General features: G+C 58.0%; 9 protein-coding genes. 4 read left to right on the plus strand and 5 right to left on the minus strand.

Annotated elements, in window-relative coordinates; translation table 11 throughout:
- Nucleotides 1-2 precede the first annotated feature (2 nt).
- Both KIG99_RS15750 and KIG99_RS15755 read left to right on the plus strand, forming a co-directional pair.
- Nucleotides 3-1139 (plus strand): HlyD family secretion protein, encoded by a 1137-nt coding sequence (locus tag KIG99_RS15750; RefSeq protein ID WP_319002399.1) that lies wholly within the window; start codon nt 3-5, stop codon nt 1137-1139.
- A gap of 9 nt (nt 1140-1148) precedes the next feature.
- Entirely contained in the window at nt 1149-2696 is a 1548-nt protein-coding gene (locus KIG99_RS15755; protein ID WP_226461006.1) for a DHA2 family efflux MFS transporter permease subunit, read from the plus strand.
- Here the strand turns inward: KIG99_RS15755 and KIG99_RS15760 are convergent.
- The 5 genes from KIG99_RS15760 to KIG99_RS15780 form a co-directional block, all read right to left on the minus strand.
- Nucleotides 2643-2966: an ADP-ribosylglycohydrolase family protein gene (locus tag KIG99_RS15760; RefSeq protein ID WP_226461846.1), complete on the minus strand. Its 324-nt coding sequence runs from the start codon at nt 2964-2966 to the stop codon at nt 2643-2645. The two genes, KIG99_RS15755 and KIG99_RS15760, sit on opposite strands and share 54 nt — an antisense overlap.
- A 39-nt stretch (nt 2967-3005) precedes the next feature.
- Entirely contained in the window at nt 3006-3881 is an 876-nt protein-coding gene (gene yghU, locus KIG99_RS15765) for a glutathione-dependent disulfide-bond oxidoreductase (RefSeq protein WP_226461007.1), read from the minus strand.
- 274 nt (nt 3882-4155) lie between these two features.
- Entirely contained in the window at nt 4156-4335 is a 180-nt protein-coding gene (locus KIG99_RS15770) for a hypothetical protein (protein WP_226461008.1), read from the minus strand.
- A gap of 95 nt (nt 4336-4430) precedes the next feature.
- Nucleotides 4431-6359 (minus strand): sensor histidine kinase, encoded by a 1929-nt coding sequence (locus KIG99_RS15775; protein ID WP_226461009.1) that lies wholly within the window; start codon nt 6357-6359, stop codon nt 4431-4433.
- Nucleotides 6352-7041, minus strand: a complete 690-nt coding sequence (locus KIG99_RS15780; RefSeq protein ID WP_226461010.1) for a response regulator — start codon at nt 7039-7041, stop codon at nt 6352-6354. Before KIG99_RS15780 ends, KIG99_RS15775 begins: the two co-directional genes overlap by 8 nt.
- Nucleotides 7042-7378: 337 nt before the next feature.
- Here KIG99_RS15780 and KIG99_RS15785 point away from each other — a divergent pair, with 337 nt between their 5' ends.
- Together KIG99_RS15785 and KIG99_RS15790 are read left to right on the plus strand one after the other, a co-directional pair.
- On the plus strand, nt 7379-9109 hold the full coding sequence (locus KIG99_RS15785) for a ShlB/FhaC/HecB family hemolysin secretion/activation protein (RefSeq protein WP_226461011.1): 1731 nt from the start codon (nt 7379-7381) through the stop codon (nt 9107-9109).
- Nucleotides 9110-9117: 8 nt separating this feature from the next.
- Nucleotides 9118-16104 (plus strand): hemagglutinin repeat-containing protein, encoded by a 6987-nt coding sequence (locus KIG99_RS15790; RefSeq protein WP_226461012.1) that lies wholly within the window; start codon nt 9118-9120, stop codon nt 16102-16104.
- The last annotated feature ends 48 nt before the right edge of the window (nt 16105-16152 follow it).

Below are 16152 nucleotides of genomic sequence, written 5' to 3' on the forward strand. Positions count from 1 at the left end.
ATATGTCAGAACTTACTGCACAAACTCAAGAGCGCAGCGCCATCACCCAACGCCGGAACAAGCTGCTGCTCGGATTCGGCGGCTCGCTCGCCGTCATCGCCTTGCTGCTCGCCGCTTACTGGATCTTTTACGGCTCGCATTTCGTATCCACAGACAATGCCTATGCCGCCGTCGAAGTCGCCCAGGTCACGCCCTCCGTTTCCGGAACCATTGCCGAAGTCCGGGTCAAGGATACGCAGCCGGTCAAGAAAGGCGACATCCTCGTGGTCATTGACCCGACCGACGCCAAGTTGAGCCTCGCCCAGGCTGAAGCCGAACTGGGACGCGCCATCCGCCGGGTCAAAGGCTATGTCGCCAACGACCTCGGTCTGGGCGCCCAGGTTGCCGCCCGCGACGCCGAGGAAAAGCGCGCTGCCGCGCAGCTTGAGTCTGCCGCAGCCGATTTCGAACGCGCCAGTATCGACCTCAAGCGCCGCGAAGCCTTGATCGCCTCCGGTTCGGTTTCCGGTGACGAACTGACCCGTGCGCAAAGCACCTATGCCACGGCCAAGGCCAATCTTGCCGCCGCCAAGGCGAGTGCCAGCCAGGCCCAGGCGAATCGTTCGGCGACGCTCGGCTCGAAGGAGGCCAATGCGGTTCTGATTGCCGGCGCCGATGAAGAAACCAATCCGGAAATCGCCCTGGCGCGCGCCAAACGCGACCAGGCCGCTATCGACCTGGAGCGCACCGTCATTCGCTCCCCGGTCGATGGCGTTGTCGCCAAGCGCCAGGTGCAACTGGGCCAGCGCGTCCAGGCGGGTACGACGCTGCTTTCGGTGGTGCCGATCCAGGAAATGCACGTCGATGCGAATTTCAAGGAAGGACAACTGGAAAATGTCCGCATCGGGCAGATCGCCACGGTCACGGCCGACATTTATGGCAGCGCGGTAACCTATCACGGCGTAGTCGAAGGGTTTTCCGCCGGCTCCGGCGCCGCCTTTGCCGCAATTCCGGCGCAAAACGCCACTGGCAACTGGATCAAGGTGGTGCAGCGCCTGCCCATCCGCATTCGCTTGAACGCCGACGAATTGCAAGCCAATCCCTTGAAGGCCGGTCTGTCGATGGCCGTCAGGATCGACACCAGTAAGTTGGCCAACTGAGGAAATAAAATGAGTCGGACGACCACATCGCCTTCGACAGAGCAGCCGCTGAGCGGCGGCATGCTCTGGTTCGCGGCCATCATCCTGGCGGCGGCCAATTTTGTTGCCGTGCTCGATATGACCATCGCCAATGTTTCCGTGCCGACCATTGCCGGCGGTCTGGGTGCCACGACCAGCCAGGGCACCTGGGTGATTACTTCCTACGCCGTCGCCGAGGCGATCACCGTACCGCTGACCGGCTGGCTTGCTGCCCGCTTCGGGGCCGTTCGGGTTTTTACCGTGGCCATGGCTCTGTTTGGCGGCTTTTCTGCACTTTGCGGCCTGGCCAACTCGCTCGGCATGCTGGTCTTTGCCCGGATTTGCCAGGGCTTTGCCGGTGGCCCGTTGATGCCGCTCTCGCAAACGCTGCTGCTGCGGATATTTCCGAAAGAGAAAGCCACGGCAGCCGTCGGCATCTGGTCGATGACGACCCTGGTCGCGCCCGTGCTCGGCCCGATGCTCGGGGGGTACATTTGCGACGAGTATTCCTGGCCGTGGATTTTCAATATCAATCTGCCGATTGCCTTTGCCTGTGCCTTCATTGCCTGGAGATTGCTCAAGCGCTATGAAGAACCCCTGGTCCGCAATCCGATCGACCGGATCGGACTTGCCTTGTTGATTGTCTGGGTCGGTTCGCTGCAATTGCTGCTCGACGAAGGAAAAAACCTGGACTGGTTTGCTTCTACGGAGATTGTCGTCCTCGGCATCGTCGCGGCAATCGGTTTCGTAACCTTCATGATTTGGGAACTGCATGAAGAACACCCGGTAGTCGATCTGCGCGTCTTCCGTCACCGCGGCTTCTCGGCCAGTGTGCTGACGATCAGTCTGGCCTTCGCTGCATTTTTTGGCGCCAATGTGCTCACGCCGCAATGGCTGCAGACCTACATGGGCTACACATCTACTACGGCGGGGATGGCGACGGCGTGGACCGGGATTTTTGCGGTCTTCGTCGCGCCGCTTGCAGCGGGACTCTCGGCCAGGGGCGATCCGCGAAAACTGGTATTCTGGGGCGTTCTTTGGCTGGGCATCGTCTGTCTCTGGCGCACCATCGCAACGACGGACATGGGCTACTGGGAAGTCGCCATGCCACTGATGGCGATGGGCCTGGGCATGCCTTTCTTCTTCATTCCGCTGACCGGGCTGGCGATGGCCAGTGTGGAAGAAGCAGAAATGGCTTCGGCCGCTGGATTGATGAACTTCCTGCGCACCCTTTCAGGCGCCTTCGCCACCTCGCTGATCACCACCCTGTGGGAGGATCAAACGACGGTCGATCACGCCGAATTGATTGCTTTGAGCGATTCCGACCAGATGCTGCAAAGGTTTTTCGAAGGCATGGGCAACACTGGCGAGAGCACCTTGCAAAACATCGACCGGCTGATCAACGCGCAAGCGGTGATGCTGGCCACCAACCAGGTGATGACCATTGTTGCGGTCAGTTTCATCATCGCCGCATTTGCCATCTGGCTAGCCCCTACGCCGCAACGAAAAATCGATCCGGCGGCTTCCAGTGGGCATTGAACCTTGAAACCTCAGTTGACCGGCGGTTGGCGTTTCGGGCTGGCCGGCTTGCGGTGCCTGCAGGTTGCCGCTATTGACGAGAGATTGGAGGGTGAGGCGCAGCAGGATGCCCGATTGTGAAAGCTGCCCGGCTTTCATGCCGGCGTGGTAGCGCCCGGGTTTGGGTGTGGTGTAGTCGCTGATCCACTGGTCATAATCGGCATGGAGTTGATCCGGATCGTCGTACCAGTGCGGGTCGAGAGCAAGGGCGTCGCCGATGAAGGCGCCGATCGGGCGCCCATGGCCCGATCTTCAAGGGGGGGACGGGCATCATGGCTGGGCTTGCAGTTTGTCTTGCGTCCGGGTGGCGAAATCGCTGGCGTCGTGGCGCTCGTGCAGTTGCTCTGCGAGCGGCCCGGTCACCCGGTTGACCATGCGGCCGCGTTTGGCGGCCGGGCGCAGGGCGATTTCGTCAGCCCAGCGAATGACGTGGGTGTATTGATCGACCTGCAGAAATTCGCCGGCCTCGTAGAGCTGCCCTTTGGCCAGCGCGCCGTACCAGGGCCAGATGGCCATGTCGGCGATGCTGTAGTCGGCGCCGCCGACGTAGGGGTTGTCGGCCAGCCTGTGGTTGAGGACATCCATCTGGCGTTTGACTTCCATGGCGAAGCGGTCGATGGCGTATTCGATTTTGCTCGGCGCGTAGGCATAGAAATGGCCGAAGCCGCCGCCGAGGAAAGGGCCGCTGCCCATCTGCCAGAACAGCCAGGACAGGCATTCGGCGCGGCGGGCCGGGTCGGTCGGGACAAAGGCGCCAAATTTTTCGGCCAGGTAGAGCAGGATCGATCCGGATTCGAAGACCCGGACCGGTTCGCGGCCGCTACAGTCGAGCAGGGCGGGGATCTTGGAGTTGGGGTTCACCTCGACGAAACCGCTGCCGAACTGATCGCCTTCGGTGATGCGGATCAGCCAGGCGTCGTATTCGGCGCCGGCGTGGCCGAGTGCCAGCAATTCTTCGAGCATGAGCGTGACCTTGACGCCGTTGGGCGTCGCCAGCGAATAGAGCTGCAGCGGGTGTTTGCCGCGCGGCAGTGCATGCTCATGGGTTGCCCCGGCAATCGGCCGGTTGATGTTGGCAAAGCGGCCGCCATTGGCTTTATCCCAGGTCCAGATCTTGGGCGGGGTGTAGGTGGTCGGGTCGGACATGGGGGCTTTCTTGGGCGGGTTGTTGTCGCAACTTGGGACAGCGGGGGGCGGGAAACAGTTCATTGGCAAAACGAAACACCTCCCCTTGTCAGGAGAGGGGGGAGTAATTTCAATTGTGGCCATTTTTTCCAGTTGACCGTAGCCATCAGCCCAACGGCTCGCATCGCAGCCAGACAGTGAAGCGGGTGCCGGCGTCGGGGGGCTGGTTGTCGTCAGGTGAGCGCCGTAGCGCTCGAGCCCGGCCTTGCTGATGCCCGGTCCGGAGTTCTCGACATTAAGCTGGATGCCGACCGGCATCGGCCTCGTCCCAGTCTTCGACGGTAATTCTCAACACGCCGCCATCGGACATGGCCTGGATGGCGTAGATCCGCAGTTTGGCGACGATCAAAGCCAAAAGGGTCGCAGTGAATAAGAGCGATAAGGACAACCGAAGCCACCGAAGCCAGCGCTTCACCGTGGAAGCCGAGGGGGTTGATGGATTCCGCCAAACCAGGTCTGTTGACCGGGAGAATTGCTGACTAGTGAGCTGACATGTGGAGTAGCAATACGCTACTCCTGCGCCCGGAAACATTCTTGGGTATCTCGTTTGATCGGTAGATATAAAACCAGACTGGTTCCTGCATCACTCGAAGTCCAGCGAATCTTGGCGCCGATGGATTCAGCCCTTCGAATCTGATTTCCCAGCCCCTTGCCAGTGCTGTCTATCCCTTGCTCGACTGAAAATCCCGAGCCATTGTCGATGATCTTGACCAAGATGCAGTCATTCTCTATGCCGGTGATGACGCGTATTTCAGTGGCCTGCGTATGCTTGATGATGTTGGTAAACGCCTCCTGCAAAATGCGCAGGATGTGCAGTGCATTTCGCGGGTCAATCCAGTCCAGCGCGGGAACATTCTCAATTTCCCAGCGCAAGACGATGCCAGCGCTTTCCAGACGTGGCCCCAAACGAAAGCGCAGGGTTGCCAGCAAGAGCAGCAAGTCGGCCTGGACGGGTTCCATGGAGTCGATGGCCAGTTTCAGGTCATCGATGCAGTCCTTCAGCACTTCGGCCACCATGGGGGCGTCGATCCGGCCTTTTTCCACCGCCAGAAGTGCAGTGCGCAATGACGAACCCATTCCGTCGTGCATATCCTGCATCAGCCGCTGACGCTCATCGATGAGTGTTTGGCGGTGAGCGATGTCGCGCAGTCGCCGATGGCTTTCCAATAGTTCGTCCTCGCGCTCTTGCAAACGCAATTGCAGGCTGGCATTGACCTGTTTGACCTCTGTATTCGCCGCGATGTAGCGGCGAAAGATGATGTGCATGAAAAGCAGAAACGCAACGATGTTGCTGAAGGGGCCGAGGTAGATGCTTTCAATGTCGATGTAATTGTTTTGCATCAGCCAGTCGTAGCCGCCTAACAGCATGCCAGCCAGTGCCCAGGTGCTGAGCAGAATGCCGTCACGCGAACGGGCTCGGCGAGACTGATAAAACCCGATGCCTGCGACCAGCGATCCCATGAACAGCAATGCGATATAGGTCAATGGGGAAAGCATGTAGGCGTCGAAAAATTCCGCAAAAAGCGGCAAAGTCAAAATGCAGATAGCTGCCGTGATGCCGCAAACGGTGCGGTTCAGCCAGAGGACGGGCCGATGATGCAGATAACTCAGAAAAAAGTGAGTGATCAGCACCATCCAGTAGAGAGAGTTAACCGTGATCCAGGTGAACCATTCGTCGGATATTGCCAGCGTGTCTTCTCCGACATAGAAATGCATCGTACGTAAAAACGATGCGACCGAGATGCAGAAAAATAGCAAATACTCTGTTTCTGCACGTAGTTTGAACCACACGAACAAGGAAAACAGGCCAACTGCCAAAAATGCGGCACTGCTCGCGGAGGGCAGTTGAACCTGAGTGAAGTATCTCAGTCGGTAACGCCAGCTCAGGCTGTCATTGTCCCCCAGCCACAGCGATGAAATGCCGCCACCCGCGTATCTGGGGCTCTCTACCCTCACTAAAACCATACTCGGCGATAGGGAGTCGGCCGTATTGTCCAAGGGGACCCACAGGGGAATATTCCAGCCATTCCAGAGGGTGCTGGCATGTGATTGATAGAGTAAGCGCTTGTCGCTATACACCGTAATCTGACCGTCAGTCTTCCAGCGCGGAATGTAGAGATATCGCGGATTGACGGCGGGCGCCAAGAAAGGCATCTGAAAACGGTACCAAGTGACAACGGTAGGCGGGCCAAGTGTATCGCCGCTATCTGCGTCTGGCATCAGGTGTCGAGTGACTGCGTGGGGCAGGGAGACGGTTTGCCAGGTTCCCGGTAGTTTCGAGACATTGGCTTCATAGGGCGGAAGCGTATAACCGTGGCCCTGAACGAGCAGTATTTGGGCGGTTGTGAAGTGCAAGGGGGCTTCAGCCCGCACCACCGGATGCCACAGTGCCAGACACATCACCCCCCAGCTGAAGGCCAGTCGTAACGCCTCAATCACTCAGCAGCCCCTGGTTGCGAGCCTCGAAAATCGCTTCGGTTTTGGAGTTGACTTCCAGCTTCCTGTAAATGCGCCGGATGAAGGTCAAGACGGTGTGGCGCGAGATCGACATCAGGCCGGCAATTTCTTCGGAGGTGAAGCCCTTGGTGATGAATTCGAGCACCTCCTGTTCCCGGCCCGACAGTGCCGCGCGCGATCTTTCCTGGGGAAGCAGGGGAGCAACGAGCGGTTTGTTTTCATGTTCGCGAAAGCGCATCAGTATCTGGCGGGCGATGAGCGGACTGATCGGACTGCCGCCCTGATGCAAGCTGCGGATTTCGCTGACCATGCTTTTCGCGGCGCTGTCTTTAAGCAGGTAGCCGGCGGCGCCGGCCTCCAGAGACTGCATGACATGCATTTCATCGCCAAAGGCGGTGCTGACCATGATGGCGCAGTCGGGCCACTTGGCATGCGCCGCCCGAATGACATCGATACCGGAACCGTCGGGCAATCCCAGGTCGACCAGCAATACGTCGACTGGCGTCCCGTTGAGTGCCATCAGGCCGGCGCTGCGGGTGCTTGCCGCCGATACCAGCTGCATGTCGGGGGCATTCTCGATGGTGTTGCGCAAGACGAGTTGAAATTCGACGTCGTCCTCGACGAAGGCCACCCGAATGAGAGAGCTGTTGATCGTTGTCGGCATGGTCTCGGAACTGTCCTGTCCTTTGGCGGGATGCGAGGCGGATCGCCTAGTGTCCCACACTTGCCGCATGCCGCGATTGCCTGCTTGTCCCTACAACAGGGGACAGACAAGGATTTCGCTGCCAATTATCGTGGCGGCGAACATTAACTTGTTCTCTGGTTTCGTGGGCGCCCATGCAATCGGTTATGCGGCAAAAGGCGTCCGACAGCATGGCGCTTTCCTGGGTGACAACAAGACGGCGGATGGTCTTTATAGCGTTGACCTGCCGGATATTCGGTTTGATGTGTCTGTTTGATCGTTGGGGTGATGGCCAAATGGATTTACCTGGAAATATCCAATGACAAAGACTGCTCGCATTTGTTTTTGTGCGCTTTTGCTTTTTTCGACGTTTCTGCCGCATGCGGCATCGGCACAAACCGCGGCCGACATCAGAGCTGCCGAACGGCAAGCCGAGATCATCCAGCGTCAAGAGCAGGATCGTATTCAGCGTGATCGGGAAGAGGCGCGGCGCCAGAGCGATAGCGTGAATGGCATGGATACCCGGTCCTTGCTGCCAAAAATAGAAGTGCCGCGCATCGGTGTGCCATGCCACGAAATAACGACGATAACGATCCGCGATGCGCCGCATCTCCCGGTGCGTTTGAGAAAAAAAATTGCCGATGAGTTTGCCGGCCGCTGTCTCAATACTGGCAACATTGAAAGCATTCTGACCGAGATAACAAAATACTATATTGATCAGGGTTTCATTGCCGTTCGCGCTTATTTGCCGGCGCAGGACCTGAGCAACGGCGTTCTCGAAATTCTTGTCGTTGAAGGCAAGGTCGAGAAAATCAGTATCGAGGATGGCGATAGCAACAGCATATCGGTCGGGAATGTTTTTCCGGGCGTTGTCGGTGCCGTACTCAACTTGCGTGATTTGGAACAGGGTATCGAGCAGATCAACCGGCTCGCCTCAAATAACGCCAGGCTCGATATCCGGCCCGGTGAAAAGCCGGGCGAGAGTGCGGTAGTCGTACGCAATCAACCGGCCTCGAGGTTTCACCTTTATGCCTCGGTAGACAACCAGGGGCAGGAATCGACGGGGAAAACCCAAACGGGGATAACGGGCAGTGCGGATAACCTGCTCGGTTTCGACGATTTTCTTTCCATAACCCATCGTGAGTCGACGCCGGGCGATCGGAGTCGAAAATATTCGGGAAGCGATAGCTTCAATTTCAGTATTCCATTCGGCTATACCACCTTGTCGCTGGGCAGTAGCCGTTCCGAATATGCCAGCACCATTCTTCTTCCCAGCGGACTAAGCCTGGTATCGAAGGGCAATACCAATAGCAGCAACCTGCGTCTGGACCGGGTTGTGTACCGCACTCAAGCTACCCGCGCCTTGCTGGCAGCGACCCTGACGACCAAGTCGTCCAGAAATTATCTCGATGATCAATATTTGAGTGTCAGCAGTCGGAAGCTGACCGTTCTGGATATCGATGGCAACTTCAATACACGGTTTGCCGGCGGCGTACTTTCATTCGATTTGGGCTATGCCCAGGGGCTGGAGTCGATGGGAGCAATGAAAGATCTCGATAATCTGCCGGATTCGACACCGCGCGCCCAATTCAGCAAATTGAAATACGGGTTCAATTACTCGCTGCCTTTTAGTCTTTTCCACCGGGATTTAAGTTTTACCAGCCAGCTATCCGGACAAAAGTCGAACGACGTGCTGTACGCATCGGAGCAAATCCAGATTGGCGGTTTGTATACCGTGCGCGGCTTTGTCAACAATGTGCTGACCGGTGACGATGGCTACTACTGGCGTAACGAAATGTCGGTACGCCAGCCGGTGAGTATTGGAAGTGAGACCGTGAGCAGCCGTATCTATGCGGGCTATGACAACGGTCAGGTAAAAAATATCGCACCGAATATTCCGCAAGGTCGGCTCAGTGGTGCGGTTGTCGGTATATCGCTCAATTGGCGCGGCGCCAGCTTCGATTTGTTCAATGCCTGGCCGTTGACCGCTCCCGACTCCATGCACAAAGAATCCAGCCAGACCTGGTTCAGGGTTGCATACGCACTTTAGGAAAAAAGATGAATCATATCTATCGCATTATCTGGAGTGAGTGCACCGGAACTTGGGTGGCTGTTCCCGAAACGGGACGCAGTTGTGGCAAGGGGGGAACTCGTGCCGCACGAAAGGTGCTGCAGGTGGCTTTAATTGCATCCGGTTTTGCGGGTTCCATGGCAATGGCCATCGAGCCGGCGACGACGGTAGTGCCCGTCAATGGCGGAGCAACTGCCTATATTTCTGCCAATGGCGTCCCCGTGGTCAATATCGAGAAAGCCAACGCGGCTGGACTCTCGCACAACACCTACACGAATTACAACGTTGAAAAAAATGGCCTGGTGCTCAACAACGGCAACAGCAGCCAGCTCATGCGCCAATCGGAATTGGCTGGCCAGGTGGCGTTCAACCCCAATCTGGCCAGTGAAGCCAAGGTTATCCTGAACGAGGTGGTGTCGACCAGTCGCAGCGTGCTTGCCGGTTTCACCGAGGTGCTGGGCGGCAAGGCCGATGTCATCGTGGTCAATCCGAATGGCATCACCTGTAATGGTTGTGGATTCATCAACACCGATCGCGCCACTCTCGCCACAGGTACCTCGAATATCGCCGCTGACGGCAGCTTGACCGGATTTTCAGTCAATCGTGGCGATGTGCTGATCGAGGGGCTGGGGGCGGTGGCCAGTGCGCAACAGGTCTTTGATATCGTCGCCCGTTCGGTCAGCGTGTTCGGCAAGATCAATGTTTCCGCCACCGGCAGTCTTGGGGTGACCACCGGCAACAACGTCTGGAACTATACCGATCGCAAGGTGACCGGCTCCGTTGCCGGCAACGGTCCGGCGCCATCCTACGCGTTCGATTCCTCCGTGTTGGGGGGCATGTATGCGGGGCGAATCCGCATCATCGCTACCGAAGGCGGGGTCGGCGTCCGCATGCTGGGTGAGGCGGCGGTGAGCGGCGATGATTTCTCCATCTCCAGCGCCGGAAAGCTCGAAATGCGGGCGGCCTTGAGCGCGGCACGCGATATCAGCCTCACTACTACCTCCGGCAGCGGCAACCAGGACCTGTCTTTGAATGGCGCCACCATCACCGCCGGGCGTGACCTTTCGCTGTCGGCTGCCAATGGTCAGGTGGCATTGACCGGTGGGGCACTCTACGCGGCCAATGACCTGGCGCTAACGGGCGCGACGCTGCTTGATTTTTCATCGGCGGGCGATACCCGTTTTGCTGTTGGCGACACCTCGCTCACGACCTCAGGCGCGGCCAACATTGATGGCAGTGTCTGGGGAGCGGGCGGTTCGCTGTCAGCAAATGTTGATAGTCTGGCGATCGGCAATAATGGTGCGACGCTATATGCGGGCACCACGCTGGCATTAACGGCGGCGCAAGACCTCTCGCTGGCAACCGCAGCTGTTCGTGCTGTAGGCGACATAAGTCTGGCATCCACTTCGGGCAGGATCAGCAATGTAGCAGGTGCTGCGCAAGGCATAGAAAGTACGGCCGGCAACCTGATGTTGTCCGCGGCCACCGGCCTTGATAACGCCGGCACGATCTCGTCGAATACCGGCAGCGTCAGCGCGCGCATCAATGGCACGCTCAGCAACAGCGGCACATTGCATGCGGGCACCACGCTGAATATCGCAGACCAGAACGATGGCAGCAGCGAAGCGGTAATCAACAGCGGTACGCTGATCGCTGATGACCGCCTGATTGCGTTGATGCAGGATTTGACCAATCGGTCCAACGCTGTGGTTCAAGGCACAGGCAGCATGAGTCTAAGGGCAACAACGGGGGTGAGTAACGATGGTGTGCTACAAAGTGACGGTACGCTGGGTATCGTGGTCGGCAGCCCGGTTGCCATGTCAAGCATCACCAATACGGGGAAAATACTGGGCGCAGGTGATGTCAGCCTGACATCGAACTACGGCTTCTTTAATGTTAGCAACAGTGGGTTGTTGCAAAGCGCTGGGGTATTGACGGTCGGCAGTACAGGAAGACGCGTTATTGAGCTGGATAATACAGGCGCAATAGTCGGTCGCAGTGTCGTCATGGCTGGCAATGTCTTCAACAATGCCGGATCGTCCGCCAGCGTGCTGAGTACGGTGGCTGGTGGCGGCGACGTTAAACTTGATTTTACCGGGCTGGTCAGCAACGATGGCGTGTTGCATGCCGACCAGGCTTTGGCGATCACGGCAGGCGGCATCAGCGCATCGAGCACCAGCGGCATTTCGTCAGACAAGGGCGATCTGAGCATCACGTCGACCGGTAATGTCAGCAATCGTGGCTGGTTCTATACCAACAGCAACATGATCCTGAACGCAGATGGGCACGAGATTCGCAATACGGAAACTGGCAATATCGAAGCGACCGGTCAGGCGGCAGGCAGCACCGGCGCGATCACTTTTGATACGGGCACCACTGGTAGCTTCTTCAACGCCAACTACATCAAGAGCGCAGGCAATCTGACGATCACCACCGGCAGCTTCGTTAACCAGGCCGGAGATGTCCTGCCCGCCATCATCGATGCTCCCCTGGTGTACACCGGCGCGATCAGTCTGGTTGGCGATAGTGGCAATTTTTCCTGCAACAGCGTTGGCAGTGACTGTGCCCATAGCCGTTTATACCAATACACCTTCACATCAGATCAGTCCTATTCATCTGCACTGGGCAGTCCCGCGCAGTTGCTATCGACGGGGGACATCACGCTTAATTACAGCACCACTGCGGTCAATACCATGTCCGTCATCTCGGGACATAATGTCAGCATTAACGGCGCGACTGGATCGTCGAATTTTGAGAACAACGACATCGGCTTGAAGCGGCTGACCTATTATCGTCTGCTGTGGATCCGTTCCGGGGACGACTACATCAATTACATCCCGCTTGCCGATTTGGCAGACGCAGAAGATATCTACAAGCAGGGATTGGATAATCACAATGCCAGAGAGCCCAGTACTTATTGGCATACCGAGAGGTATTTAAATACCGACGACCCGGATAATCCCGAGCAGATCGCTTTCATGAAGACTGGCTATGCCATGCAGGCGGGTTATATCGCGTTGCCGGGCCAGGCCCCATCGAGCGCGGGCATTTATGCCAGCGGTACTTTCAGCTATGCCGGTCCCGGCATTAGCTTGCATGCCGCAGCCCAATATGTGCCAACCAACGCACCGACAACTCAGTCGGTAACTGGCAGTTTGACAAATAATGCCAGCGTTGTTTTTCAGGGCTTGAATTTGACCTTGCCGACCAATCCGAATGGTCTGTATATCGTCTCCCAAAAACCTGACTCTGATTACCTGGTCGAGACCAACCCGATTTACGGTGCAGGCAGCGGCGTCGGGTCGAACTATCTGGCGCAGATCCTGGGGTTCGATCCGGATGCGATCCAGAAGAGGCTAGGCGATGCCAATTACGAAACCCAACTGGTGCGCAATCAGCTGATCGCGCAGACCAACAATTTCGTATTGAACGGCTACGCCAGCGAAGAGACCCAGATGAAGGGGCTGATGGACAATGCCGCCAGCCAGAATGCCGGTTTGGGCTTGACCTTCGGTACGGCCTTGACCGCAGACCAGGCCAGTCGGGTCGGCAAGGACATGGTATGGATGGTCAGCACGGTGGTGAATGGCCAGAGCGTGCTTGCGCCGGTCGTCTATCTCTCTGCCGCCACGCGGAATGCTGTACTAAGCGGCAGCGTCATCGCCGCGCATGACGTATCGGTCAACGCGCAAAATCTGAGCAATACGGGTGGCACCATCCAGGCCAGCAATACGCTGGCAGTGACCACCAGCGGGGACATTGCCAATACCAGCGGCAAGATTCAGGGAGGCGATGTCAGTCTCAAGTCAACCGCCGGCAATATCGTTAACCAGACCAGCGCGGAGTTTTTCGGCAATGACATCACCGGTCAAACAGTGATTGGCGCTACTGCGACCATAGCCGCGACGGGTAACCTGAATATCGACGCGAGCAAGGATGTCAAGGTTATCGGCGCAACGGTCAAAGCCGGTGGCGACGCCAGCATCACTGCGGGTAACGACGTGGTGTTCGATACGATTCAGGACAAGACTGCAGTGACCAGTGCTGGCTCCAGCAGTGGCACCTTCAGTAGCAGCAGTTGGTCCAGGAACGAGATCAACACCAAGCAGATCGGCTCCAGTCTCGATACAGGCGGCAATCTAAGTATCAAAAGCGGCAACGATGTGACCGTAGCGGGCAGCAAGATCAACGCTGGCGGCAATGTGGCAGTTGATGCGACCAATAACCTGAACGTCATTGACCGTCAGGATGTGAATCAACTCACCACCACCTATTCGTCGACCAGCACAGGTGTGGGTGCCAGTGGCAGCAGTGTCAGTGTGAACAACACTACCAAAACCGAGACGGTGAAGACGACGACTGGCACCAGTGTGGCCTCCTCGATCACCTCTGGTGGCGATACTCGTCTTGCGGCGGGCGAGACGCTCACGGTGCGCGGCTCGGACATTGCGGCAGCCGGTGATCTGGATGTCAAGGGCAAGGATGTCCAGGTGCTGGCCGGGCAGAATACTTTTGATCAGACGATCGATACCAAGACAACGACGGTGGGCCTTTCGGTCGGCGTTGACGTCAGTGCAATCAGCAAGGGCATCGACATGGTCAAGGGCGACAAGCCTTCGGCTGCCGATGTTGCCAAGCTTGGCGCGCAAGCCTACGGCGCGCAAGGCGTGTCGGTTGGCGTCAATATGACGACGACGACCACCCATTCCGAAGAGTCGAATAGCACCGCGCGGGTGTCGACCTTCTCCTCTGGCGGTGCAACCAAGGTCACGGCGCAAAACATCGCCACCTTTGAAGGCACGCAAGTTAATGCGGGTGGCGACATCAAGGTCACGGCCACCGACATCAACATGGTGGCGGCACGCAATACCAGCAGCTACACCTCGGAGAGCAATACCACGGGACTGAGTGTTTCCTTGCCGACCGATCCGTCAGCACTGGCCCGCAAGGCCGTCGCCGACAACGCGTATTCAGGCGGTGGCGGTGGCGTCACCCTGGCTACGGTGAGCAATGCGCAAACGACCACCGCAGACACCGGCGATAAAGGAACGGTCAGCAGTTTCAAATCCGGCGGCAGCATGACCCGCACGGCAAGCGATACAATCAATGACCAAGGCACACAGATCACCGCCGCAGGGGACTTCAAGCAAGATGCCAAGGTCATCAATATGGTGGCCTCGACAGACACGAGCAGTCATCTTGCGACCGAGGTAAGCCATACCGGTACACTCGGCGTGAGCGTCGATTTCGAGCCGGTCAAGGCGATCAAGGATCTGAAAAGCGGCGATCCGAGAGGGCTGATTGGCCTGGCCAGCGGACCGTCAGTCGGCGTCGATGGCACCTATACCCGTAATGACACTACATCGCGCAGTGGCACGACCACGGCCGTAGTCGGCAATGTCATCGCCGGTGGCAGCATCAGCAGTACTTCGAGCGGCACGACGACGCTGCAGGGCACCAATTTGCTCAGCCAAGGTGACACGAGCATCGCTGCGCACGATCTTGTCGTGGCTGCCGCTGCCGATACCCAGAGCAGCAGCAACAACGGCAATACCGTTACCGTTGCCGCTCGGGGCGAGGTTGGTGTGTCGGGTAAACCAGGTGGTTCGCTGGCGGGGACGTATGCCACCAATCAGGAGCAAAGCACCGCCAGCCAGGCGCAGACCAGTGCCATTGTCACCGGGGGCAACCTGACCATCAAAACGACGGGCGATGCCAGTTTCGAGGGCGCGACCCTGCAAGCGGCCAAGGATGCCAGCATCGTTGCCGGTGGCAGCGTCAACATGACGGCCGCCAAGGACACCAGCGATTCATCGTCATCCGGCAAAAGTCTGACTGTTGGGGTGAGCGCCAGCAAGAGCGGCAGCAAAGGCGCATCCGTCGGGGTGACCGATGACAATGCTCGCGCGACCAGTTCTGATGCGGTGATCGGCAGCATTGCGGCGGGGAATAATCTGACAATTAGCGCCGGCAAAAATATCGGGTTTGAAGGCACGGACATCAGTGCGGGTAAAGACGCATCGATTTCGGCGGTGGGCGATGTCAATATGCAGGCCGCGACCAGCACCAGTTCATCGAACAGTCAGTCGATCTCTGTCGGGGTGTCAGCCAGCCAGGACAAGACCTCTCGTCGTGCAGGCGCCAACGTCGGTGTCGCTTTGGCGAAAGCTGACTCCACCAATCAGGCCGGATCCGGTATCGCCGTGGGGGGCAACCTGAACATCACTTCTGGTGGCGTGACGACGATGCAGGGAACGCAGGCCGACGTCGGTGGCAAAGCGAACATCAACGCTGCCGGTGGCGTCGTCAAGACGGATGCGGTCAACGAAAGCAGTTCTTCCGGGCTGAAGGTCTATGCCATGGTGCAAGTGGGTACCAAGCGTAATGCCGGAGACACTGGCTCTGCCAAGGAGGCGGCAACTACGTCCAGCCGTTCGGGCGGCACTGATGCCGTGACGGAAGCGCCAACCACCGGCGAGAGCAAACCTTCGGTGCTGGACCAACTCAAGAGCTACGGAGGAAAAGCTCTCGAAGCGGCGAAATCAGCCAAAAAATCGGCGACGCAGAAGAAGAACAGTTCAAGCTTTCCGTTAGCGGTTGTAGTTGTCTCTGATAGCTCGGAGCACACGACGACCGGTGTTGATATCCGTCAGGGGGCGGCCGCGAAGGTGATCCAGTTGCCGCTGGTCGCCAAGGTGTTGGCCCAGCCGAGTGTCGACGCCGCTGTGCAAGTCACCACCAGCCTGGCCGGACCGCTGGCGCAGTATGGTTCTCAGGCAGCGGTTCCGGACAGTGTCAAACGCGACATACTTGCCAAGGCTGGTGTTCCCATGCCGTCCGGTGCGAATCTCGATGAGTTGCTGAACAAGACCCTGTCGGATGGGAAGTCGGCAGCCACCAGCGGGCTGGCAGGTGCCAATATCAGCCCTGATCAGCAACGTGAGCTATTGCAATCGATAGGACTGTCCAGGTAGCAGTATCTGGCACCCACATGCCATGCCGCTTTGGTTGCCAAGACAAAA

This window comes from Quatrionicoccus australiensis (genome assembly GCF_020510425.1).
GTDB classification, from domain to species: Bacteria; Pseudomonadota; Gammaproteobacteria; order Burkholderiales; family Rhodocyclaceae; genus Azonexus; species Azonexus australiensis_A.